The 21,644-nt window shown below is 27.0% G+C and carries 23 protein-coding genes and 1 riboswitch; of the genes, 17 read left to right on the forward strand and 6 right to left on the reverse strand.

Annotated features, from left to right (window positions below; all coding sequences use genetic code 11):
• Positions 1–2: 2 nt before the first annotated feature.
• The 4 genes from NG904_RS12185 to NG904_RS12200 form a co-directional block, all read right to left on the reverse strand.
• On the reverse strand, positions 3–1,226 hold the full coding sequence (locus NG904_RS12185) for an argininosuccinate synthase (protein WP_061308182.1): 1,224 nt from the start codon (positions 1,224–1,226) through the stop codon (positions 3–5).
• Between the two features lie 715 nt (positions 1,227–1,941).
• A complete protein-coding gene (gene fba / locus NG904_RS12190) occupies positions 1,942–2,874 on the reverse strand; it encodes a class II fructose-1,6-bisphosphate aldolase (RefSeq protein WP_003369309.1) in 933 nt (310 codons plus the stop codon).
• 193 nt (positions 2,875–3,067) lie between these two features.
• Positions 3,068–3,448 (reverse strand): DUF4363 family protein, encoded by a 381-nt coding sequence (locus NG904_RS12195; RefSeq protein WP_012451363.1) that lies wholly within the window; start codon positions 3,446–3,448, stop codon positions 3,068–3,070.
• Positions 3,448–4,146: a DUF421 domain-containing protein gene (locus NG904_RS12200; protein WP_003373452.1), complete on the reverse strand. Its 699-nt coding sequence runs from the start codon at positions 4,144–4,146 to the stop codon at positions 3,448–3,450. Before NG904_RS12200 ends, NG904_RS12195 begins: the two co-directional genes overlap by 1 nt.
• Before the next feature lie 135 nt (positions 4,147–4,281).
• Here NG904_RS12200 and NG904_RS12205 point away from each other — a divergent pair, with 135 nt between their 5' ends.
• From NG904_RS12205 to rbr, 12 genes are all read left to right on the forward strand, one after another.
• Positions 4,282–5,928, forward strand: a complete 1,647-nt coding sequence (locus NG904_RS12205; protein WP_061307420.1) for a nucleoside kinase — start codon at positions 4,282–4,284, stop codon at positions 5,926–5,928.
• Between the two features lie 290 nt (positions 5,929–6,218).
• Positions 6,219–6,899: an L-serine ammonia-lyase, iron-sulfur-dependent subunit beta gene (gene sdaAB, locus NG904_RS12210; protein WP_026140575.1), complete on the forward strand. Its 681-nt coding sequence runs from the start codon at positions 6,219–6,221 to the stop codon at positions 6,897–6,899.
• Position 6,900: 1 nt separating this feature from the next.
• Complete coding sequence (gene sdaAA / locus NG904_RS12215) at positions 6,901–7,779, forward strand: L-serine ammonia-lyase, iron-sulfur-dependent, subunit alpha (protein WP_205455233.1); 879 nt, start codon at positions 6,901–6,903, stop codon at positions 7,777–7,779.
• Positions 7,780–7,910: 131 nt separating this feature from the next.
• A riboswitch (TPP riboswitch) is annotated at positions 7,911–8,022 on the forward strand.
• A 78-nt stretch (positions 8,023–8,100) separates the two neighbouring features.
• Positions 8,101–8,628, forward strand: a complete 528-nt coding sequence (gene thiW / locus NG904_RS12220) for an energy coupling factor transporter S component ThiW (protein WP_205455232.1) — start codon at positions 8,101–8,103, stop codon at positions 8,626–8,628.
• Positions 8,629–8,680: 52 nt separating this feature from the next.
• Positions 8,681–9,466 carry a bifunctional hydroxymethylpyrimidine kinase/phosphomethylpyrimidine kinase gene (gene thiD, locus NG904_RS12225; RefSeq protein WP_252231784.1) on the forward strand — a complete coding sequence of 262 codons (786 nt, stop codon included), beginning with the start codon at positions 8,681–8,683 and terminating at the stop codon, positions 9,464–9,466.
• A gap of 192 nt (positions 9,467–9,658) precedes the next feature.
• Positions 9,659–10,489, forward strand: a complete 831-nt coding sequence (gene thiM / locus NG904_RS12230) for a hydroxyethylthiazole kinase (protein ID WP_252231785.1) — start codon at positions 9,659–9,661, stop codon at positions 10,487–10,489.
• An 82-nt stretch (positions 10,490–10,571) separates the two neighbouring features.
• A complete protein-coding gene (gene thiE / locus NG904_RS12235; protein ID WP_252231786.1) occupies positions 10,572–11,204 on the forward strand; it encodes a thiamine phosphate synthase in 633 nt (210 codons plus the stop codon).
• A 337-nt stretch (positions 11,205–11,541) separates the two neighbouring features.
• Complete coding sequence (locus NG904_RS12240; protein ID WP_252231787.1) at positions 11,542–12,198, forward strand: response regulator transcription factor; 657 nt, start codon at positions 11,542–11,544, stop codon at positions 12,196–12,198.
• A 5-nt stretch (positions 12,199–12,203) separates the two neighbouring features.
• Positions 12,204–13,661, forward strand: coding sequence for a sensor histidine kinase (locus tag NG904_RS12245; protein WP_252231788.1), 1,458 nt, complete (start codon positions 12,204–12,206; stop codon positions 13,659–13,661).
• Positions 13,662–13,889: 228 nt separating this feature from the next.
• Complete coding sequence (locus NG904_RS12250; protein WP_252231789.1) at positions 13,890–14,702, forward strand: hypothetical protein; 813 nt, start codon at positions 13,890–13,892, stop codon at positions 14,700–14,702.
• Between the two features lie 311 nt (positions 14,703–15,013).
• Positions 15,014–15,973 (forward strand): patatin-like phospholipase family protein, encoded by a 960-nt coding sequence (locus tag NG904_RS12255; protein ID WP_252231790.1) that lies wholly within the window; start codon positions 15,014–15,016, stop codon positions 15,971–15,973.
• 277 nt (positions 15,974–16,250) lie between these two features.
• Positions 16,251–16,841, forward strand: a complete 591-nt coding sequence (gene rbr, locus NG904_RS12260; protein ID WP_252226574.1) for a rubrerythrin — start codon at positions 16,251–16,253, stop codon at positions 16,839–16,841.
• A 68-nt stretch (positions 16,842–16,909) separates the two neighbouring features.
• On the opposite strand, the gene NG904_RS12265 is transcribed toward rbr, so the two are convergent.
• Positions 16,910–17,368: a DUF2798 domain-containing protein gene (locus NG904_RS12265; RefSeq protein ID WP_252231791.1), complete on the reverse strand. Its 459-nt coding sequence runs from the start codon at positions 17,366–17,368 to the stop codon at positions 16,910–16,912.
• A 174-nt stretch (positions 17,369–17,542) separates the two neighbouring features.
• Here NG904_RS12265 and NG904_RS12270 point away from each other — a divergent pair, with 174 nt between their 5' ends.
• Positions 17,543–17,956: a MarR family winged helix-turn-helix transcriptional regulator gene (locus NG904_RS12270; RefSeq protein WP_252231792.1), complete on the forward strand. Its 414-nt coding sequence runs from the start codon at positions 17,543–17,545 to the stop codon at positions 17,954–17,956.
• A 107-nt stretch (positions 17,957–18,063) separates the two neighbouring features.
• Here the strand turns inward: NG904_RS12270 and NG904_RS12275 are convergent, their stop codons facing one another.
• Positions 18,064–18,408, reverse strand: coding sequence for a hypothetical protein (locus tag NG904_RS12275; RefSeq protein WP_252211882.1), 345 nt, complete (start codon positions 18,406–18,408; stop codon positions 18,064–18,066).
• 416 nt (positions 18,409–18,824) lie between these two features.
• Between NG904_RS12275 and NG904_RS12280 the strand changes: the two genes are divergently transcribed.
• The 4 genes from NG904_RS12280 to NG904_RS12295 all read left to right on the forward strand — a co-directional run bounded on the left by NG904_RS12280 (position 18,825) and on the right by NG904_RS12295 (position 21,632).
• Positions 18,825–19,187, forward strand: coding sequence for a response regulator (locus NG904_RS12280; protein ID WP_252231793.1), 363 nt, complete (start codon positions 18,825–18,827; stop codon positions 19,185–19,187).
• Between the two features lie 217 nt (positions 19,188–19,404).
• Entirely contained in the window at positions 19,405–19,761 is a 357-nt protein-coding gene (locus NG904_RS12285) for a hypothetical protein (protein ID WP_252231794.1), read from the forward strand.
• A 178-nt stretch (positions 19,762–19,939) separates the two neighbouring features.
• A complete protein-coding gene (locus tag NG904_RS12290; protein WP_252231795.1) occupies positions 19,940–20,614 on the forward strand; it encodes a response regulator transcription factor in 675 nt (224 codons plus the stop codon).
• 1 nt (position 20,615) lies between these two features.
• Positions 20,616–21,632: a sensor histidine kinase gene (locus tag NG904_RS12295; protein ID WP_252231796.1), complete on the forward strand. Its 1,017-nt coding sequence runs from the start codon at positions 20,616–20,618 to the stop codon at positions 21,630–21,632.
• The last annotated feature ends 12 nt before the right edge of the window (positions 21,633–21,644 follow it).

Genomic DNA, 21,644 nt, shown 5'->3' on the forward strand with positions numbered 1-21,644 from the left:
AATTATTTATCCTCTTTCTTTAATGATTGGTACATTTTTGCTTTGACAACAGTAGGAAGACCATATAATGTTATAAATCCTGCTGAATCATTTTGATTATAAACTGCATCTTCACCAAAAGTAGCATATTCTTCACTATATAAAGAGTAAGGAGAAGTCATACCTGCATTGACAATATTTCCTTTATATAATTTTAATTTAATTTCACCAGTTACTGTTTCTTGAGTCTTTTTGATAAATTCAGATAATGCTTCTCTAAGAGGAGTAAACCAAAGACCGTTGTAAACTAAATCTGCAAATTTTAATGATATTTGTTCTTTATAATGAGAAGTTTCTTTATCTAAACAAAGTTCTTCTAAGTCTTTATGAGCTTTATAGAGAATAGTACCACCAGGAGTTTCATATACACCTCTTGATTTCATACCAACGAGTCTATTTTCAACCATATCTGTTATGCCGATAGCATTTTTTCCACCAATTTTATTTAATTCATCTAATAAAGTAACAGCATCCATTTTCTCTCCATTTAATGCAACAGCATTACCTTTTTCAAATGTTAAAGTAATATAGGTTGGTTCATTAGGTGCTTTTTCTAAAGAATTAGAAAGCTCTAAAATTTCATCATATTTAGGTTCATTTTTAGGGTCTTCTAAATCTAAACCTTCATGACTTAAGTGCCATATATTTTTATCTTTACTATAATTAGTTTCATGATTTATTTTTATAGGAACATTTCTTGCTTCTGCATAGGTGATTTCATCTTCTCTTGATTTAATATCCCAAATTCTCCATGGTGCAATTATTTTCATATCTGGATCAAAAGCTTTAACAGCTAATTCAAATCTTACTTGATCATTACCTTTTCCAGTGCATCCATGGCAAATAGCATCAGCACCTTCCACTTTTGCTATTTCTACTAATCTTTTTCCTATTAATGGTCTAGCGAAAGAAGTACCAAGAAGATATTTTCCTTCATAAATGGCTCCAGCTTGAATAGTAGGGAAGATGTAATCTTCAACAAATTCTTTAGTTAAATCTTCTATATATAATTTTGATGCCCCAGTTTTTATTGCTTTTTCTTCTAATCCATCTAATTCATCTTTTTGTCCAACATTTCCGCAGACTGCGATAACCTCACAATTATAATTTTCCTTAAGCCATGGAATAATTATTGAAGTATCCAATCCTCCAGAATATGCCAAAATAACTTTATTTAATTTATTCATATTAAAGCCCCCTTATAGTTATAAAAATGTTATGAGTTAAAATATAGATAATATTATTTTAGTAATATTGCTAATTACAAAAATATTTGATATTGAATATTTAAATATAATCAAGTATTTAAATCATAACTAAATTAAAAACAAATTAATTAATATATATTTCAAGTATTGTTTATAATTATACAATTATATGCATAAATAATCAATAAATTAATAAATAAAAATAACGACAAAATTATTTTGAATAGTTACTTAAAAGAATAAAAAGTTAATATTTATATGAAAAAGTTAAAAAATATGACTATAATTTAATGAATTATTATAAAATATAATAATAAAATTATTTATAAAAAAATAAAAAATCATGATAATTAAAAAAATATGTGATTATATTTATACAAAACATATAAGTATTTATAAAAATGCATAAATATAAAAATGTTTAGGAATGTTATTATTTTATTCTAAAGAAATACCAAGAAAAAATATTCTCATAGTTAAAGTGGTAGGATAGTTTATTGTTAGGGTAGACTTTATTTAAAAGATTGATTTATTGTTTGTAGAATTAAGCGACTTGTAGAAAAAGATTGTGTTAAAGTTGAGTATAAAGATGAAAAGAGAGTTATGTTAAATTATAATAGAAAATTAGTATAGATAAGTTGTATAAAAGAATAAAAAAAGACGAGGTTATTATACCTCGTCTTTTAAAAAAATATTATTTCATAGAATCAGCAGATCCTAAGATATTATCAATTTTTGATTCAACAACTTCTTGAATTGCAGTTCTTGCAGCACCAAGATAAGCTCTTGGATCGAATACTTCTGGTTTTTCTCCGAAAGTTTTTCTTATTGCAGCAGTCATAGCTAATCTTATGTCTGTATCCATATTGATCTTACATACAGCCATTGAAGAAGCCTTTCTTAACATATCAACTGGAATACCTTTAGCGTTTGCTATTTTTCCACCGAATTCATTACAAGTTGCAACAGTGTTAGCGTCAACAGCTGATGCACCATGAAGAACGATTGGGTAACCAGGTAATTTTGCTTGAATTTCTTCTAATATGTTGAATTTTAATTCTGGTTTAGCATCTGGTGGGAATTTAACAGCTCCGTGTGAAGTTCCGATAGCGATAGCTAATGAATCAACGCCTGTTCTGTTAACAAAATCAACAGCTTGCTCTGGATCAGTATAAACGTGAGAATCAGCAACAACGTCATCTTCAACTCCTGCTAATACTCCAAGTTCAGCTTCAACAACAACTCCTCTAGCGTGAGCGTAGTCTACAACTTCCTTTGTTCTCTTTACATTTTCTTCATAATCAAAATGAGATCCGTCAAACATTACTGATGTAAAACCAGCATCTATAACTTCTTTAACAGCTTCAAAACTTGGACCGTGATCTAAGTGAAGAGCAACGTCTACTCCAGTTTCAGCTATAGCAGCATCTACCATTGCTTTTAAGTATTTAGCTCCAGCATATTTAATTGCTCCAGTTGAGCATTGAAGAATTACTGCTGAATTTCTAGCTTTTGCTCCATTAATAACACCTTGAATTATTTCCATATCGTTGATGTTGAAAGCACCGATAGAATATCCACCTTCGTAAGCTTTTTTAAACATTTCTTTTGTAGTAACTAATGCCATGTTAATTGTACCACCTTTCAAATTTTCAAATTATGGTTTACGATTAATGTTAACCGTACAAAAACAATTATAAACTATACTGCTTGTATTTTCTACATTTAACGAGTTAAAATAAAAAAAAACATCATAAAATATAGTGATTTTTGGAATATATTTTAATAATTATAATTAATTTACATAATAATTATAACTTTTATAATATATTTTCTAGATTAGGAATTTGTAATTTTCGCATGTTTCTAGAATTGTATTTCAATGCATGCAATGTAGCATTTGCCTCAGATGTATCATTATGAGATAAATATACTGAAAGTTTTGCTGCGTCAGTAACAAGTATATCTACTTCTTGATGACTAATATATACTGAGGTTATGAAGTTTTTATTTTGAATCATATCCATTAATTCTATTGATTTTATATAAGCGTCTTCATTTTTACCCTCAATAATATTAAGTTCTATTTCTTCTGTAACATTTTCAATATTATCGCATAATTTTAATATTGAGACATTAGCAAAATAAACAAATATCATTATAAAAAGAAAAAGTAGTATTGAAGCTCTAACATTCTTCATTAATTACCCTCCTCATCATAATCATTATAAAGCTGATATTTAAAATTACCTTCAGTATCATACATAGCTATTAAAACATCTTTAATTGAATTTATATTATGATTTTTAAGAACATTAAGTATCCAATCCTTATCTTTTTTCATACTTGTTAAAGCATTGTTATTTATTTTCCCATCAGATACTAATACCTTAGGCAATTTTACATCCTTTGTTTTAGCAGTATTATCACTAGATTTTGATTGAGATTGTGAATTATAATCCTTAGGCAAAATTGATAACTGCCCTCCATTTTCTAAAATAGCACATTGAATTTCATCAAGATTAAAATAATTTGCAATTCTTAATTCTTCTAATAATTCATCTATATTTAATTGTTGCTTTTTTAGTGCAATATAATTTATTTTGCCATTGTATATTAATATAGTTGGTTCACCATCTATAATTTTTCTGGCTTTTTGGGATTTTAAGTCTATTACACTAAGCATAGTTTTTAAAAATAGTAATGTAATAATTGGAATTATACCAAGTAATAATGGGAGTCTAGAATCTTGCATTGGTAAAGCTGCTAAATCTGAAATCATAATAGTTATTACAAATTCATAAGGTTCAAGTTCACCTATTTGACGTTTTCCCATTAAACGCATTACTACAACTACTAAAGAATATAAAATTGCAGTTCTAATAAAAACGATAAACATATAAATACACCTCGCATAAATAATATTTGTAATATTTCGTTGGAATATGCAAAATAAAAAATAAATTTATCTTTTTATGGGAAATTAGATATAATATAATATAGGACAATTAGAATTTTTGGGAGGATATAGTTAATGAATTCGATAGTTTATAATATTAACAATAAAGAACAAAATTCTACTGATACTTTTTATGATGTATTATCTAAAAATATAGTAGAAGTTAAGAATATAGCATTATGCAAATTAAATGGAAAATATCATGAATTAAGAGATATTATTAGTGAAAGTGGAGAGATAGAGACAATAAATTTTAATACAGAAATGGGATTAAATATATATACGAGAACTTTGCAATTTATATTTATTAAAGCTACTTTAGACTTATTTCCAAATTCAAAAATTAAGATAGAACATTCAATTAGTAAAGGGTTATTTGGAGAGGTAATTAAAGAGGATACTTTAAATGAAAAAGATATAAAATTAATTAAAGAAAAAATGAAAGAAATTATAATTAAAAATGTTCTAATAAATAGTATAAGAATCTCTAAAGATGAAGCTATTAATATATTTGACCAATATGGAATGGAAGATAAAGTTTTGCTTTTAGAAAATTCTAATCTTAATGAGGTAAAATTATATGAATTAGAAGGACGATATGACTATTTTTATGGTCAAATGGCATACTCAACAGGTATTATAAAAGCTTTTGATTTAATTTATTATGAATCAGGATTTATATTAAGAAGTCCTGAAAAAGAAAATTTAAATGAATTACCACAATATAAAGAAGAAAGAAAATTAAGAAATATATTTTTAGAAACAGAAAAATGGCTAAGTATATTAGATATTGGAGAAGTAGGGACTTTGAATGAAAAACTTTCTAGTAATGAAGCTCAAAGTTTGATTTTAACTTCAGAAGCGCTACATGAAAAGAAGATAGCTAATATAGCAGATCAAATAGTTAACAAAAAAGATGTGAAAATAGTTCTTATTGCAGGTCCATCATCTTCAGGAAAAACTACTTTTGCAAATAGACTAGCAATACAACTTAAAGTTAATGGATTTATACCTCAATCTCTTTCATTAGATGATTATTTTGTAGAACGAGTAAATACGCCTAGAGATGAAAATGGTGAGTATGATTATGAATCTATTTATGCATTAGATTTAGAGCTAATTAATAAATCACTTACAGCTTTAATGAATGGTGAAGTTGTTGATATTCCTACTTATAATTTTTTCACTGGAAAGAGAGAGTGGAATGGAAATAAAATAAAATTACATGAAAATGGCGTATTAATATTAGAAGGTATTCATGGATTAAATCCAATATTAACCTCAGATGTTGATCAAAATAAAATTTTTAAAGTTTACATTTCAGCATTAACTCAACTAAATTTAGATAATCACAATAGAATACCAACAACCGATGTTAGAAAAGTTAGAAGAATAGTAAGAGATTCATTAAGTAGAGGACATGATGCAGAAGCAACGCTTAAAATGTGGCCATCAGTAAAAAAAGGTGAAAAAAATAATATATTTGTTTATCAGGATCAAGCAGATGTAATGTTTAATTCAACATTAGTGTATGAGCTAGGATTATTAAAATTACATGCATTAAAAGAACTAAACAAGGTTAAAGAAGACAGTCCAGTATATGCAGAAGCAGCCAGATTAAAATCTATATTAAATTTCTTTAAAGAAGTAGATCCATGTTATGTACCTATGAATTCAATACTTAGAGAATTTATAGGTGGAAGTTGCTTCTATGAATATTAAATATAATATTTATAAAAGATATGTTTTAAATTGTAAAACATATCTTTTTTTCGTACCCCTTGACTATGCTACTTAAATTATGCATTCTATATATGGACAATAAAATGAAATTTAATTTTTATAAATAAATTTAAAAATAAAATTATCTGTTTTTTCATATTTGTTGATATATTTTATCTACACAGTTTTATTTATACATATATCAACATTATGCCATAAAGCAGTGGAATAAATGTTTAATGAGAGGGGGTATTTAGCTAAAATTTATTATATTTAGCTAGATAATGTTTATGAAAAGTTTAGGTGTTTTTGATATTTTAGGACCAATAATGATAGGGCCATCTAGTTCACATACAGCTGGAGCTGCAAGACTTGGAAAAATTGCAAGAATAATAGCTGGTAATGAAATAAAGGAAGTAACATTTTTATTACATGGATCTTTTGGTAAAACATATAAAGGGCATGGGACAGATAGAGCTTTAGTTGCTGGAATTTTAGGAATGGAACCAAGTGATGAAAGACTTAGAGATTCTATGGAAATAGCAAGAGAAAAAGGAATGAATTTTTCATTTAAAGAGGCTGATTTAGGTGATGTACATCCTAATACAGTTAAGTTTTTAATGAATACATCAAATGGTGATTATTGTGAAGTTGTTGGATCATCTATTGGTGGTGGAAATATTCAAATTTCTGAAGTTAATGGTAATCCAGTTGAATTCACTGGAAATTATGAAACTTTAATAGTTTCTCAAAGAGATTTACCAGGAGTTATACATAGTGTAACTAGTATTTTATCAAAGGAAAATATAAATGTAGCTTTCATGAAAGTTTTTAGAAATCACAAAGGCAAAGATGCTACAATGATTTTTGAAATGGATAATAAGGTTAGTGAAAAAGCCATAAGAGAAATAGAAAAATTAGAGTTAGTACATAGAGTTATTTCAATAAGTCCAGCAAAGGAAGGTGAATAAAATGCTTGCAAGAACAGGTGAAGAGCTATTAAAAATTTGTAAGGAAAATAATATATCTTTAAGTGAATATGCAATAAGATGTGAAGTTGAAGAAAAAAGTTTAACAAGAGAAGAAGTAATAGAAAAAATGAGAAAAAATTTAAATGTTATGATGGCTGCTGCAAAGGAAGGAACAGAAAAAGAAGTATATTCTGTTAGTGGTCTTATTGGTGGAGATGGACACAAGTTATATGAGTATTCAAAGTCAAAAAAAACACTGACTGGCAGAGCAACTACAATAGCAATGGCAATGGCCCTTGCTTCATCAGAAGTAAATGCATCTATGGGGAAAATAGTAGCATGTCCTACTGCTGGATCATGTGGAATACTTCCAGCAGTTATCTTAGCTGCAGGAGAAATTCTTGAATTAAATGAAGATGAACTTATAAAAGGATTATTAGCAGCAGCAGCAGTTGGGCTTATTATAGGACTTAATGCAACATTATCTGGAGCAGAAGGAGGCTGTCAAGCTGAATGTGGTTCAGCATCAGCTATGGGAGCGGCAGCAGTTGTAGAAATGATGGGGGGAACTCCAAAGATGAGTTTAGATGCAGGTTCTATAATACTTCAAAACATATTAGGTTTAGTATGTGATCCAGTTGCAGGATTAGTTGAAATACCATGTGCAAAAAGAAACGCTCAAGGAGCGATAACAGCACTTTGTACTGCAGATATGGTTATGGCAGGTATTGAAGCAAAAATACCATTCGATGAAGCTGTAATTGCTATGTACAAAGTTGGGAAAAGTTTACCATCATCATTAAGAGAAACTGCAATGGGTGGAATAGCAACAACACCTACTGGATTAAGACTTAAAAAGCAAGTTTTTGGTGATGAGTAGACGACGTAATATTAAATATATAAATTAAAAAACTAAATGAGGCAACTGAAAGATTAAACAATTTATATAGATTTTCTTGATTTTTTTACATCAATGGTATAATCTATATGTTATAGAAAACAAAATATTGAATTAATAACTAGGGGTGCTGATATATCAGCTGAGATTGGAAAAAATGATTTCCTAGACCCTTATAACCTGATTTGGCTAGTACCAACGGAGGGAAGGATATATATAAGACAAAATAGTTTATATTATGTAGCCCTTGGGCTACATTTTTTTTGGTTAAATATACAAATTTAAATTTTAAGGGGGAAACATATGAATGATAAGAGTAAGGCTCAAAAGATTGCATTAAGTGGGGTATTAATTAGTTTGGCAGTTTTATTTGGAACTTTCTCAATTCCTATTGGAATTGCAAAAGTATCTCCAGTACAACATTTTATTAACGTTGTAGGAGCAATAATATTAGGACCAATTTATGCAGTAAGTAATGCATTTGTTACATCAATGATAAGAAATATGCTAGGAACAGGTAGCTTATTAGCTTTTCCAGGGAGTATGATAGGTGCTTTATTAGCAGGGATTTTTTATAAAAAGTTTAGATATTTATTAAGTGCATCAATAGGAGAAATTATAGGAACGGGATTATTAGGGGCATTAGTATCATATCCAATAGCTAATATATTTTTAGGAAAGGAAGGTGCTGTAATAATGTTTATTGTTCCATTTACATTAAGTTGTAGTGTAGGGGCAATAATTGCTTATTTATTTTTAAAAGTACCAGTTATAAATAATATTTTAGTGAAAAATCAAGTAAATTTAAATCAATCAAAAGGCACTGAATAGGTGTAATTTATTTAATTATATAAAAACGTGATAAAAGAGAGGATGAATAAAAATGTTTAAAGCATTAACTATAGCAGGATCAGATAGTTGTGGAGGGGCAGGAATTCAAGCTGATTTAAAATCTTTTTCAGCTAATGGTGTATATGGAATGAGCGTTATTACAGCAATAACAGCACAAAATACAATGGGGGTTTTTGGAATACAAGATATAAATCCAGAAATTATTGAATCACAAATAGATGTTATTTTTGATGATATTATTGTTGATGCAGTAAAGATAGGAATGGTTTCAAAAATTGAATCTATAAAAGCTATATCAAATGGACTAAAAAAAGTTCAGAACTTGCCCAGGGTAGTGTTAGATCCAGTTATGATTTCTAAAAGTGGATTTAATTTATTATCTCCAGATGCTAAGGATACATTAATTGAAGAATTATTTCCATTAGCAACTTTGATAACTCCGAATCTTCCAGAAGCAGAAGAAATATTAGGAATGAAAATAAATAATTTAAATGAAATGAAGGAAGCAGCTAAAAAATTGCAAGAATTAGGTCCAAAGTATGTATTAGTTAAAGGAGGACATTTAAAAGATGATGCAACTGATTTATTGCTTTATGAAGATGAGTTCATATGCCTTCCACAAAAAAGAATAAATACAATTCATACTCATGGGACAGGCTGTACATTATCATCAGCAATTGCAGCAAATTTAGCAAAAGGTATAGATATTAAAAAGTCAGTTATAAAAGCAAAGGAATATATAACAGGTGCTATAGAAAACGGATTTTCAATTGGAAAAGGTGTAGGACCAACTCATCATTTTTATAAATTTTATTAGAATATAGTGCGAATGTATTAAGAAGCGAGGTTCCTGTGTGATTAATTTTCTAAATACCAAAATATAATTAAATTATAATATTATGTTATTTATTTTAAGTATATAAAAATATATTTAATTAATATTTTATATAAGCATTAAAACATAATTTTGAAAAATAGAATATGATTAAGAAATGGGGATGTGAAATTAATGATTAATGAGATATTAGATAAGGTTGGAAGATTGTTAGAAGAGGTTAGAACAAAGAAACCATTAGTACATAGTATAACTAATTATATTACAGCAACAGATTGTGCAAATGTAATTTTAGCAGTTGGAGGTTCCCCAACTATGGCTGATTATGTTAAGGAAGTTGAGGAAATTGCAAGTATTTCATCTGCTGTAGTTTTAAACATGGGAGTTATAAGTGAGAAAATGGTTGAAGCTATGATTCTTGCAGGAAAGAGTGCTAATAAAAACAATGTTCCAGTTATTTTTGATCCAGTTGGAGCTGGAATCGCTAATTTTAGAAATAAAAGTGCAGAGAAGATATTGAGTGAAGTAAAGGTAGATATAATTAGAGGAAATATTTCTGAAATAAAATTTATATGTGGATTAAGATCTGAAACAAAAGGGGTTGATGCTTCAGAACGTGATATGAATATGGGAAATGATAAAAAGGTGATTGTAGCACAAGAACTAGCCAAAAAATTAAATTGTGTTGTGGCAATTACAGGAGTACATGATATTATTTCAGATGGAAAAAGAAATGTGATTTTATCTAATGGACATAAAATGCTTGCTAATGTTACAGGAACAGGATGCATGAGTAGTGCATTATGTGGAGCTTTTGCTGGAGCGAGTGATGATTATTTTATAGCAGCCATATGTGCAGTTTTAACAATGAGTATAAGTGGCGAAATTGCGTATGAAAAATCTAAGGGAATAGGAATGGGAACTTTCCATATTTCACTTATTGATGCTATTAGTATGATGAATGAAAATATTATAAAGGAAAAGGCGAGGGTAAAGATTAATTGAGAAGTGAGAATTGAAAATTGATAGTATAGGAATAAATTCAATTGTGGAATTTAAAAATATGTTATTGAAATGAGGAGAGTTTATGAATAATAAAATAGATTATAGTATTTATCTTGTTACAGATAGGGATTTAATGAGCACTGAAACTTTAGAGGAGGCTGTAGAACAATCAATACTTGGAGGAGCTACATTAGTTCAACTAAGAGAAAAAGAATGTTCATCGCATGATTTTTATGAAACAGCATTAAAAATAAAAAAAATAACACAAAAATACAATATACCATTAATAATAAATGATAGAGTTGATATAGCTTTAGCTGTTGATGCAGATGGAATTCATATAGGACAAAGCGATTTACCAGCAACTATTGTGAGAAATATAATTGGAGAAGATAAAATTCTTGGAGTTTCAGCTGGTAATTTAGATGAAGCCTTAAAGGCACAAAAAGATAGCGCAGATTATATAGGGGTTGGAGCAATGTATTCAACTGAAACTAAGAAAGATGCAACGTCAACAACTATGAATGAATTAAAGAAAATAATGAAAAAAGTATCAATACCTGTAGTTGGAATAGGTGGGATAAATAAAGAACGAGTTAAAGATTTTAAGGAAACAAATATAGACGGATTAGCTATAGTATCGGCTATTATAGCACAAAAAGATATTGAAAAAGCCACAAGAGAATTAAAAGAAGAATTTTTAAAAATTAGATAGTTTAGGATTAATTCATGATTTTTAGAATTTATTGTAGAACTTAAAAAGTATCAAAAAAGATATAATAGATTATAATTAATGAATAGAAATCAAAAGGAATACTTAGAGCAATAAGAGCTTTGAGTATTCCTTTTTTATTTGATAATGGTAAGATTAAATAGCTAAAAAACTAGATAAAAGTAAAATATAATCAGCAAATGAATTAATTTATCTTACATCCATTTTACAACCATTTTACAACTATTTTGCAATGTTTTTAAAAACTTTGTTATATAATGAAAGTATAAATCAAACATTTACTGAAAAATATTAGTTTATTATACTAGGGGGAATATAGTTGAAAATAAATGTTTTAATTGTAGAAGACGATGAGGCTATTTCTAATTTAATAAAAATAAACCTGAGCATGGTTGGTTATGAAAGCAAGCAAGTATTTGATGGATTAGAAGCTTTTAATTTGTTAAAAGAAGAATCTTTTGATCTTATACTTATGGATATTATGCTACCAGGTATGGATGGCTTTGAATTGATGAAAAGAATAAAAGATTTAAATATACCAGTAATATTTCTCACAGCTAAAAATGGACTTGCAGATAAGGTAACTGGTCTTAAATCTGGTGCAGAGGACTATATTGTCAAACCATTTGAAACAGTTGAACTACTGGCAAGGATTGAAATAGTTTTAAGGCGATATTCTAAAAATAGTAATTGTATAGAATTTAAGAATTTGAAAATATACGAAGAAGAAAGAATTATTAAAAAAGATGATGAGACAATTGATCTTACCTTAAAGGAATTTGAACTCATGGTTTTGCTTGCAAAAAATAAAAATATGGCTCTATCAAGGGAATATTTACTAGAAAAGATATGGGGGTACGAATATATGGGGGAAACAAGAACAATAGATACTCATATTCAAAAAATAAGGAAGAAGCTAGATCTTACGGATGAAATAAAAACTGTATATAAAATTGGATACAGATTAGAGGAGTAATAGATATGAAGTTATGGAAGAAAATATATTTCTTTTCTTTATTGTTACTAATATTTACTTTAAACATAGCTGGATTTATATTGATACAAAAACTTCATAATGATGTATTAGAAAAAGAAGTTGAGAAATGTCTTGCAGAACAAAAATTTGTTTCTTCAGAATTCAGAATTAATTCTCTGGCTTTGCAAAAAATTTATTATTTAGACACTTCTCCTGACATTAATATGTCAATCAGTGCTTTAATGAGTGAATATAACAGTTTGATTGATGATGAAGCTGGACAACATGGAAATATAGAAATTTTAGATCAGCAAAATAAAATATTATATTCAGATGTGAAATTTCCTGTTTCAGATGAAAAACAGGAATTAGAAAATCTTTCTGTAGGAAAAACCAACTACATTATTCGAACATTAGATGGAAAGCAGTATTTATATGTAAGCAGCTTAGTTAATGTGTATAATATTCCAATAAAAATACATTATGCTAAAGATATTTCAAACATATACATTGAAAAAATGAATCAGTATGCTCTTTTTATGAAATTGGATGTTTTAATCTGTTCTCTTTTTGCTGTTTTTATGTTTTTTATAAGCAGATTGATAACAAAACCAATAAATACGTTAATAGAGTCTACTCAAAAAATATCTTTGGGCCAATATTCTGAAAGGTTAAGAATAAAATCAAAAGATGAATTTAATGTTCTTTCAAATCACTTTAACCTGATGGCACAGACAATAGAAGATAAAATAAATGAACTTGAGATATCTAATGTTGAAAAGGAAACTTTCATAAATAACTTGACTCATGAGCTTAAGACACCTTTAACTTCTATAATTGGATATGCTAATTTAATAAGAACATCAAAATATAATGAAAAATTATTTTTTGAATCGGCAGACTATATTTACAAAGAGGGTAAAAGACTTGAGCAAATGGCTTTTAAAATGATGGATTTAATTTATGCTAAGACTCAGGAAATTAAATTAACACCTGAAAAAATTATGCCAATAATATATGAAGTGAAAAAATCTCTACTTGTTAAGTTTAAAGATAAAAATATAGATTTAATTATTGAAGAAGAGGACTGCATATTAGATGTGGACAAAGATTTAATTAAGATAGCATTATGCAATTTAGTGGAAAATGCTATAAAAGCATCTAGGAATGATTCTAAAATATATATAAGAGTATCTGTTTTAAATGATAAAATTTTTATATCTGTTTTGGATTCAGGTACAGGAATGACTAAAGAACATTTGGATAAAATATGGCAGCCCTTCTATGTAGTTGACAAAGCAAGGAGCAGAAAAAATAACGGAGCAGGTATTGGACTTTCTATCTGCAAAAAAATAGCTGAAATTCATAATACAGATATAAAAATAAATAGTGAATTAGGTAAGGGTACAGAAGTAACCATAATTTTTAATAAACCTTCTAAAACTATAGATAAATCAATTTAATCTGTATTCTAAAATATTTATATTACAATGATATGTCCATTATTTATAGCAGGTTCTTGTTATAAGTTTCTAGATTGAGATTGCTCTTTAGGAAAATAAATAAAAGTTTACAACTATTTTACATTTGAAATAAACTTCTGGGACATTTAAATTTTATAATTAAAGAGTGGTAAGTATTTACACACAATTAGAGTAAAATGAAAAACAAGAATATAGGGAGGAATTATTATGTTTTCCAAAAAACTAACAGCAGTATTAGTAGCAGTGGGAGTAGTAGCATCTACTAGTGCTTTATTTAATGAAATTAATATAAAAACAGCTTTTGCAGAGAGTGTAAAGCAAAATGTTGTGTATACTAAAGATGATACTTCAGCAGCTTCTCAAGATGCTTTTGAGGTAAGTGGTGCTGAAGAGGAAGCTTATAAGGAGAAGTCTCTAGATCTTTTAAAAAAGTGTTTCAACATATCAGTTGAAGAAAATGAAAACTTTAAGTTCAGTGCATGTATATTAAATGAAAAAACTTTGGATGAACTAAGGCCAAAGGAACTAAAAGCAATGAAGGATTTATATGATAATAAGGAGATTTCCAAGGAAGAGTATGATAAAGAAATAGCTTACATTGAAAAAAATGATGATGGACTTAAAAATAGAGTATCAAAATTAAAACATGGAATGGTCCAAGCTGGATGGGTTGGCGTTAGCGAGGATAAATGTTATTCTATTGATTTCAATGAAAATACAAAGGAAGTAGATTTTGTAATGGTTAGTGAAGGTATTCCTAAAGAATCAGATGTTCCATTAACAATTAGTGAAAAACAATTAAAAAATACAGCAGAGGATTTTATTAAGCAAAATAAGTTAGGTGATATAGAAACGCCTAAATGTATACTTGTAAAAGGAAAGAATCTTTTCTATCAAGATAAAAATGATTCTACTAAAAAAGTAGAGGTAGGTATTAATCCATTTACAGGTAAAGTAAGTAGTTTTTCAGTAAAAGCATATGCAGATTTTGAGTATGATAAAGCAATTAATGAAAAATAAAATCAGAGAGAATTATGACCGTATAGAATAATTTATACGGTCTTTTTAATTTAAAGAATTTAGTAAATATAGTGGGGAAATTTGAGGTCTGGCTTTATATCAATATTATAAGTAGAAATGAAAAAATATTTTTTTATTGTTTTTATAAGATATATAAAAGAAATGACAAGTTATTACATTTCATATTTTAAATTTTTATAAGTTAAAGTTTACATTTTGAATTGAAGAGGTCTTTTAGTATATAGAAGACAACACAATCGATTGAAAAAATCTTCAAAAATAAAATTAATTTATAAGAAGGGATGATAAATATGAATAATGATAACAAGAAATTTGATGCTGTATTTGAAGGCGGAGGAGTAAAAGGTGTAGCTTTCGTAGGAGCCATAGCTAAACTTGAGGAGAACGGATATTCAATAGAAAGATGTGCAGGAACATCAGCAGGAGCTATAATATCAGCACTTTTAGCAGTAGGGTATACAGCAGCAGAAGTAAAAGAGATTATGCTTAATACAGATTATAATAATTTCTTAGATAAAAATATATCTATATTAAGTACTGGCAATATATTAGAAAAAGCATCTCATATGTACAATTTATTTACAGAAAAAGGTTTTTATAGTGGAGATTACTTTGAAAAATGGATACACAAGCTTCTTAAAGCAAAATCAAAAACTAAATTTAAGGATGTATGTGTCAATGGTAAGTCAAGATTAAAAATAATCGCTGCTGATATAACTAATAGCACTATGTTAATATTGCCTGATGATCTTAAAAAATATGGAATAGATCCTATGGAATTTGAAATATCAAAAGCTGTAAGAATGAGCATGAGTATTCCATTCTTCTTTAAGCCAGTAGAATTAAATACTGATAAAGGTACTAATTTTATTGTGGATGGTGGAATTTTATCTAATTATCCTATATGGATATTTGATTCAGAAGGTAAACCAGAATATCCTACATTTGGATTTAACCTTGATGAGAATGAGTTAAGTTATACAGCACAAGGTAAGACTAATTTCTTATACTATTCATATGATGTATTAAGCACTTGCATTTTTAGTCATAATAGTGAAGATAATTATATTAGAGATAAGGATTTAGTTAGAACAATAGATATACCAACACTTGGAGTGAGCACAACAGATTTTGACTTATCAAAAGAAAAGAGTTTAGCATTATATAAATCTGGATATGATAGCACTGAAAAGTTCTTAAAAGAATGGGATTTTGGAAAGTATGTCAAGAATTATAGAGATGCAGCATAAAAATCTGTATTTGAAGTTAGAGCATAATTTTAGTTAAAGAAATAGCAATAAAAATAAAATGAGCTATCTTAGAATGATTTTTCAAATCATTAGCTGAGATGGCTCATTTTAATTTGGTTGATACATTTATTTTTATTATTGCATAAGTAAAGAATAATTATTTTTAATCTTCAAATAATAAGAATATTAAAAATATTAAGAAGTATAATGTTCGTTAGAAAGATAAATAGTTTTCTATCAAATATTAAAACTAGATCATACAAGGAGGTATATATTTATGAATAATTTTAACGAAAGTCAAACTAAAGAAAATTTAATGAGAGCATTTGCGGGAGAAAGTCAGGCAAGAAATAGATATAACATTGCTGCATCAGTGGCTAAGAAAGAAGGATATTCTATTTTACAAGATTTATTTAACTATACAGCAAATCAAGAAAAAGCTCATGCAAAAGAATTTATGAAAAGATTAAAAGAATTTTCAGGAGAAGACATTACTATAACAGCAGCATATCCAGCAGAAGTAGAAACAAGTACATTAGTTCTTTTAAGAGCAGCAGAAAAGCATGAAGCAGCTGAACATGATGATATTTATAGTGGTTTTGCAAAAATTGCAAGAGAAGAAGGATTTGATGAAATTGGAACATTATTTGATAAGATAGCTTCAATCGAAAAAATTCATTCTAATAGATTCAAAAAATATGCCGATGAATTAGAAAGTGGTAATCTATTTAAGAAAATTAATAATGAACAATGGATGTGTACTAATTGTGGATATATTTATGAAGGAACAGAAGCACCAGAAGTATGCCCTGTTTGTGTGCATCCTAAAGGATTTTTTATTCCATTTAAAAATTCACCTTTTGAATAAAGATTGTTAAATTAAAAAAGGCTATTACTATTTATTGTTAATTATAAAATGGTAATAGTCTTTTTTGATTAATTAGAAAATACTTTATTAAATGATAATCTTACAACTGGAGATACAATAAGCATATTAAGAGGTAATGCCATAATAAAGTTTCTAATAATACATAATGGATAAATTTTCAATGCTCCACTATTAAAGCCAACAGCTGTTATAGCACCATACATAGACATACAAAGCACCATACCTATTACCATACATGATGAGATAGTTAATATAACCTTAATTGGTTTAGTTTCGTTATTAGGTTTCACAATTTTTAGTGCAATTGGTTTTGCAATTTTACCAACAATAAGCACATCTAATAAAAGTGCAACAATAAATCCAAGCCAAAAATCTTTTAAAAGATTATTAAAGAATTGACTATGAAAGCCTTCATTTAATAGCATATTATAAATGGTCATACCTAAAACCATACCGAAGCACATCATTAAAGTAAAAATAAATTTTTGTAATTTTGTTTGTCCCATAATAAAAATTTTCCCCCATATTAAATATTTTAAAGTCAACTAAGTTGACAAAATGAATTATAACAATTATTCTGCGTTGTGTCAACTTAGTTGACTTGGTGCGGTACTTATTAAATCTGAAATGCAGAAAAATATATGTTACAATATATGAAAATAAAGAATAAGGTGAGAATGATGAAGAGTAATTTAAATATAATAGATTTAATAAGCGAAAAACATATTGTACTCAGACGTGAAGTGGAAGATAGATGGGAAGCTGTAGAAGATGAGGAGATTTCTCATACTGAAGCACTTTTTTTAGCTAAAATTGAAATGGGTAAGATATCTATTGCTGAAGTTGCTAGGCAAGCTAATATATCTCGTCAAGCCATGTATAAATGTGCTAAAAAATTAGAGCTAAGAGGATACTTAAAATTTGTAATAGATGAAAGCAATAATAAATATGCAGATCTAACAGAGAAAGGTAAAGATTATTGTAGAAGAAGCAAAGAATTAAAGGAGAGTATAGAAACAGAAATTTCTGATGTTTTAGGTGAGGAAAATATAAGAATGCTTAAAGAATTATTAAATAAGAGATGGATAAAATAATAATACTTTAAGAGTAATTATATATCTGTAATACAAATAAAATAAGCTGTTATGGAATGAGTTATATCATTAGTCCATAACGGCTTTTTATTTTAGATTAATAAAAATTATTCTTCAAATGTAAGAGAAAGTTGACCTTCACCTTTTAATATTACAGTATGTTTATCTATTGGAATATTTAAGAATACATTTGTCAAATTAATATTATTATTAAGATTAAAATAGTATTTTAATTTATCATTTGAATCTTCTATTATTATTACAGTTATTGGTTTCTCAGGTGTGATTAATCTTAATGTTACTTTTTGTCCAATACTTTTATCAAAATGATATATACCTTCAGTGTAAATTTTTGCAGTAGGAACTGGTTCACTTTTATATGCACTGGCTTTTAAAGGTGTATTTATGATTATACAAAAAATAATAAAAATAAAAATAAGTAATTTTTTCATTATATATATCTCACATCCTTTCCTTAGTAGTGTTCTTTATTTAGATAATATTATTACTATTATTTTTAAAATAACTATACAAATTAGATAAAAATTATATATAAATAAAGTATAGATATATTTAAAATTATATGTTCTCTTTAAGGTAGACAGATCAAAAAAATATGAATTACCATGATAGAAGATAATACTAAAGAAAATTGTAAAGTACTCGATTATAATAATATTATTAGGATTAGCTCATGAATTAAAAGGTTCTTCTGGAAATTTAAGAATAATTTCTATTTATGAAATGACAATAAAACTGGAGGAAGCAGTTTTAAAACGTGAAATAGATGAATGTATTAGATTTTTTGGTGAAATAAAAGACTTACTTTGCTAGGAAATTAAAAAACATATATAAAGGAGTTTTTAATGTGAAAAAGATCTTAATTGTTGATAATTCATCTTTTATGAGGATGTTTGTAAAAAATATTATTGAAAAAGGAGGTTTCCATACAATATTTGAGGCATCAGGCAGAGAAGATGCTATAGATATATTTAACATTGAAAATCCAGATATTGTGTTTCTGGATTTAAACATGTCTGAATCTACAATGGATGGTATTGATGTATTAACTGAAATGATGAAAATTAATCCTAAAGCAGTTGTATTTATTATATCAGCAGTAGGATATGAAAGTGTAAAAGATAAATGTATAGAACTAGGAGCGAAAGGCTATATTAAAAAACCTTTCGATACTGAAGATTTATTAAAAACATTAGAAGAGTATAAATAATAGTATATAGAAAAAAATCATGGTTTATCATTAGAGTATTTACTAGGAATGAATAATACTTTTACTGGTATATTTGAGGTGCAATAAATACATATCCAGCTAAGGAGAAAAAGAATAGTTCTTAAAACAAATCATATATCTGTAATACAAATATACTTAACAGAATATATTTGTAAAAAGGTTATAACTTACAGAATATTGATTGGAGGGAGCTACAATGGACTTTAATAAATATAATTCACAAGTAATTAAGGATATAGAGCACTATGTAAGTAGGGCTAAAATAGGAATAATACTAAAATCTGAACAAAAAGAAATTACAAAAGATAATAAGAAAGTAAATACATTTAATTTGATTATTCAACTTAGAAAAGGTGAAGCAATAAAAATAGATGGAAAGAATAATATATATAATTTTACTGTTTCTATTGATGGGAAAGATGTTTATAAAGCAGAAAAATGCAACTATAGAGATGAAGAATTTAGACAGTCTATAAAAGATGCAAAAGAGAGCATTAATTTTATAAATTGTTTTGAAGCATTAGGAAAAATATTTAAAAAGAAAAGAAAATAAATAACTTATATAAGAACTAGTAACTTAAATTATGATTAATGTTACTAGTTCTTATTTAATATTGCTTAATAGATTAGAAAAGAGTTATCTTATTATTAATAATAAGGTATAATTAGGAAATGTTAGAGCATTTAACAGAATAATAATAGAAAAAATTTAAGATATAGGAGTAGACATAATGTATAAGATATTAATTGTAGAAGATGACCTAACTATAGCAAGTATTTTGAAAAATTATTTATGCAAATGGGGATATGAGGCAGAAATTATTTCTGATTTTAACAATGTTATGGAAGACTTTATTAAGTATGATCCACAATTAGTAATATTAGATATTACATTACCTTTTTATAATGGATTTCATTGGTGTACAGAGATTAGAAGAATATCTAAAGTTCCAATAATTTTTGCATCATCAGCAAGTGATAATATGAATTTAATTATGGCTATAAATATGGGGGCAGACGATTTTATTGCTAAGCCTTTTGATTTAAATGTAGTAGTTGCAAAGGTACAGGCTCTAATTAGAAGAACTTATTCATTTCAAGGACAGACAAATATTTTAGAGAGTAATGGAGCTGTTCTTAACTTAGGTGATACAACTCTTACATATAATAATAAAAAAATAGAATTAAGTAAAAATGAATTTAAGATACTGCAAATACTTTTAGAAAATAAAAATAAAACTGTTTCGCGTGACGATATTATGAGGCATCTTTGGAATAGTGATAGTTTTATTGATGATAACACTTTAACTGTTAATGTTACTAGACTTAGAAAAAAGTTAGAAGATATAGAACTTAAGGATTTTATTAAAACTAAAAAAGGTATTGGATATATAGTGGGTGATTAATATGAAGAGAGAATCTATTTTATTTATGATATATTCTTATATTAGAGAAAAGTTAAAAACTATTTTGGTATTTTTTATATTTATACTTATATTTTTTACAGTATATCTTTTGTATCATATATCATTAGAACCAGTCTTATATTCAATGCTATTAACTTGTACATTAGCTTTTTTATTTAGTGTATATGATTTTCATAAGTTTTATAATAAGCATATATATTTAAAAGATATTCTCAATGGTGTAGAAGAAAAGTTAGATAATTTACCTAGAAATAAGAGTTTAATAGAAAAAGACTATCAAAGTATTATTAAAGCGTTACATAAAAATAATGTAGAGTTAGAACATAAAGTTAATAACAATCGTAGTGAAATGATAGATTATTATACAATGTGGGTTCATCAAATAAAAACTCCTATTTCTGCATTGCACATGATTTTGCAATCTATGGATTCTGGTAAATACAAAAAGATTATGGATCAAGAAGTATTTAAAATAGAGCAATATGTTGAAATGGTACTTCATTATCTTAGATTAGAAAGTATGTCATGTGATTTACGTTTAGAAGAGTATGAGTTACAAAATATTTTTCATGAAGTAGTAAAAAAACATTCTATGATATTTATAAATAAGAAGATTTCATTAGATTTAGAACAAATAGATTATAAAGTGATTACTGATGAAAAGTGGCTTAGTTTTGTATTAGAACAAATTTTATCTAATGCATTAAAATACACAAGAGAAGGAAAAATTTCTATTTATATGGATAAGAAAAGAGAAGATACTTTAATAATTAAAGATACTGGTATTGGAATAGAAGAGGAAGATATATTTAGGGTATTTGAAAGAGGATTTACAGGATTTAATGGCAGAATGAATAAAAAATCTACGGGAATAGGGTTATATTTATGTAAAGAAATTTTAAATAACCTTTCTAATAAAATATTTATTACTTCAGAAGTAGGAAAAGGAACAAAAGTATCTATTGATTTTTCAAGAAAAAATATTGAAATAGAGTAACCTTACACAATT

This window comes from Clostridium sp. ZBS15 (genome assembly GCF_023845705.1).
Classification (GTDB): domain Bacteria; phylum Bacillota; class Clostridia; order Clostridiales; family Clostridiaceae; genus Clostridium; species Clostridium aquiflavi.

Bases quoted from the DNA above. Each gene is read 5' to 3' on its own strand.
- thiW (WP_205455232.1), top strand. From the start codon at position 8,101: ATGAATGATAAGAGTAAGGCTCAAAAGATTGCATTAAGTGGGGTATTA.
- sdaAB (WP_026140575.1), top strand. From the start codon at position 6,219: ATGAAAAGTTTAGGTGTTTTTGATATTTTAGGACCAATAATGATAGGG.
- NG904_RS12275 (WP_252211882.1), bottom strand. From the start codon at position 18,408: ATGAAAAAATTACTTATTTTTATTTTTATTATTTTTTGTATAATCATA.
- fba (WP_003369309.1), bottom strand. From the start codon at position 2,874: ATGGCATTAGTTACTACAAAAGAAATGTTTAAAAAAGCTTACGAAGGT.
- thiD (WP_252231784.1), top strand. From the start codon at position 8,681: ATGTTTAAAGCATTAACTATAGCAGGATCAGATAGTTGTGGAGGGGCA.
- NG904_RS12200 (WP_003373452.1), bottom strand. From the start codon at position 4,146: ATGTTTATCGTTTTTATTAGAACTGCAATTTTATATTCTTTAGTAGTT.
- sdaAA (WP_205455233.1), top strand. From the start codon at position 6,901: ATGCTTGCAAGAACAGGTGAAGAGCTATTAAAAATTTGTAAGGAAAAT.
- NG904_RS12255 (WP_252231790.1), top strand. From the start codon at position 15,014: ATGAATAATGATAACAAGAAATTTGATGCTGTATTTGAAGGCGGAGGA.
- NG904_RS12250 (WP_252231789.1), top strand. From the start codon at position 13,890: ATGTTTTCCAAAAAACTAACAGCAGTATTAGTAGCAGTGGGAGTAGTA.
- NG904_RS12290 (WP_252231795.1), top strand. From the start codon at position 19,940: ATGTATAAGATATTAATTGTAGAAGATGACCTAACTATAGCAAGTATT.
- NG904_RS12270 (WP_252231792.1), top strand. From the start codon at position 17,543: ATGAAGAGTAATTTAAATATAATAGATTTAATAAGCGAAAAACATATT.
- NG904_RS12185 (WP_061308182.1), bottom strand. From the start codon at position 1,226: ATGAATAAATTAAATAAAGTTATTTTGGCATATTCTGGAGGATTGGAT.
- NG904_RS12205 (WP_061307420.1), top strand. From the start codon at position 4,282: ATGAATTCGATAGTTTATAATATTAACAATAAAGAACAAAATTCTACT.
- NG904_RS12285 (WP_252231794.1), top strand. From the start codon at position 19,405: ATGGACTTTAATAAATATAATTCACAAGTAATTAAGGATATAGAGCAC.
- NG904_RS12245 (WP_252231788.1), top strand. From the start codon at position 12,204: ATGAAGTTATGGAAGAAAATATATTTCTTTTCTTTATTGTTACTAATA.
- thiM (WP_252231785.1), top strand. From the start codon at position 9,659: ATGATTAATGAGATATTAGATAAGGTTGGAAGATTGTTAGAAGAGGTT.
- rbr (WP_252226574.1), top strand. From the start codon at position 16,251: ATGAATAATTTTAACGAAAGTCAAACTAAAGAAAATTTAATGAGAGCA.
- NG904_RS12195 (WP_012451363.1), bottom strand. From the start codon at position 3,448: ATGAAGAATGTTAGAGCTTCAATACTACTTTTTCTTTTTATAATGATA.
- thiE (WP_252231786.1), top strand. From the start codon at position 10,572: ATGAATAATAAAATAGATTATAGTATTTATCTTGTTACAGATAGGGAT.
- NG904_RS12265 (WP_252231791.1), bottom strand. From the start codon at position 17,368: ATGGGACAAACAAAATTACAAAAATTTATTTTTACTTTAATGATGTGC.
- NG904_RS12295 (WP_252231796.1), top strand. From the start codon at position 20,616: ATGAAGAGAGAATCTATTTTATTTATGATATATTCTTATATTAGAGAA.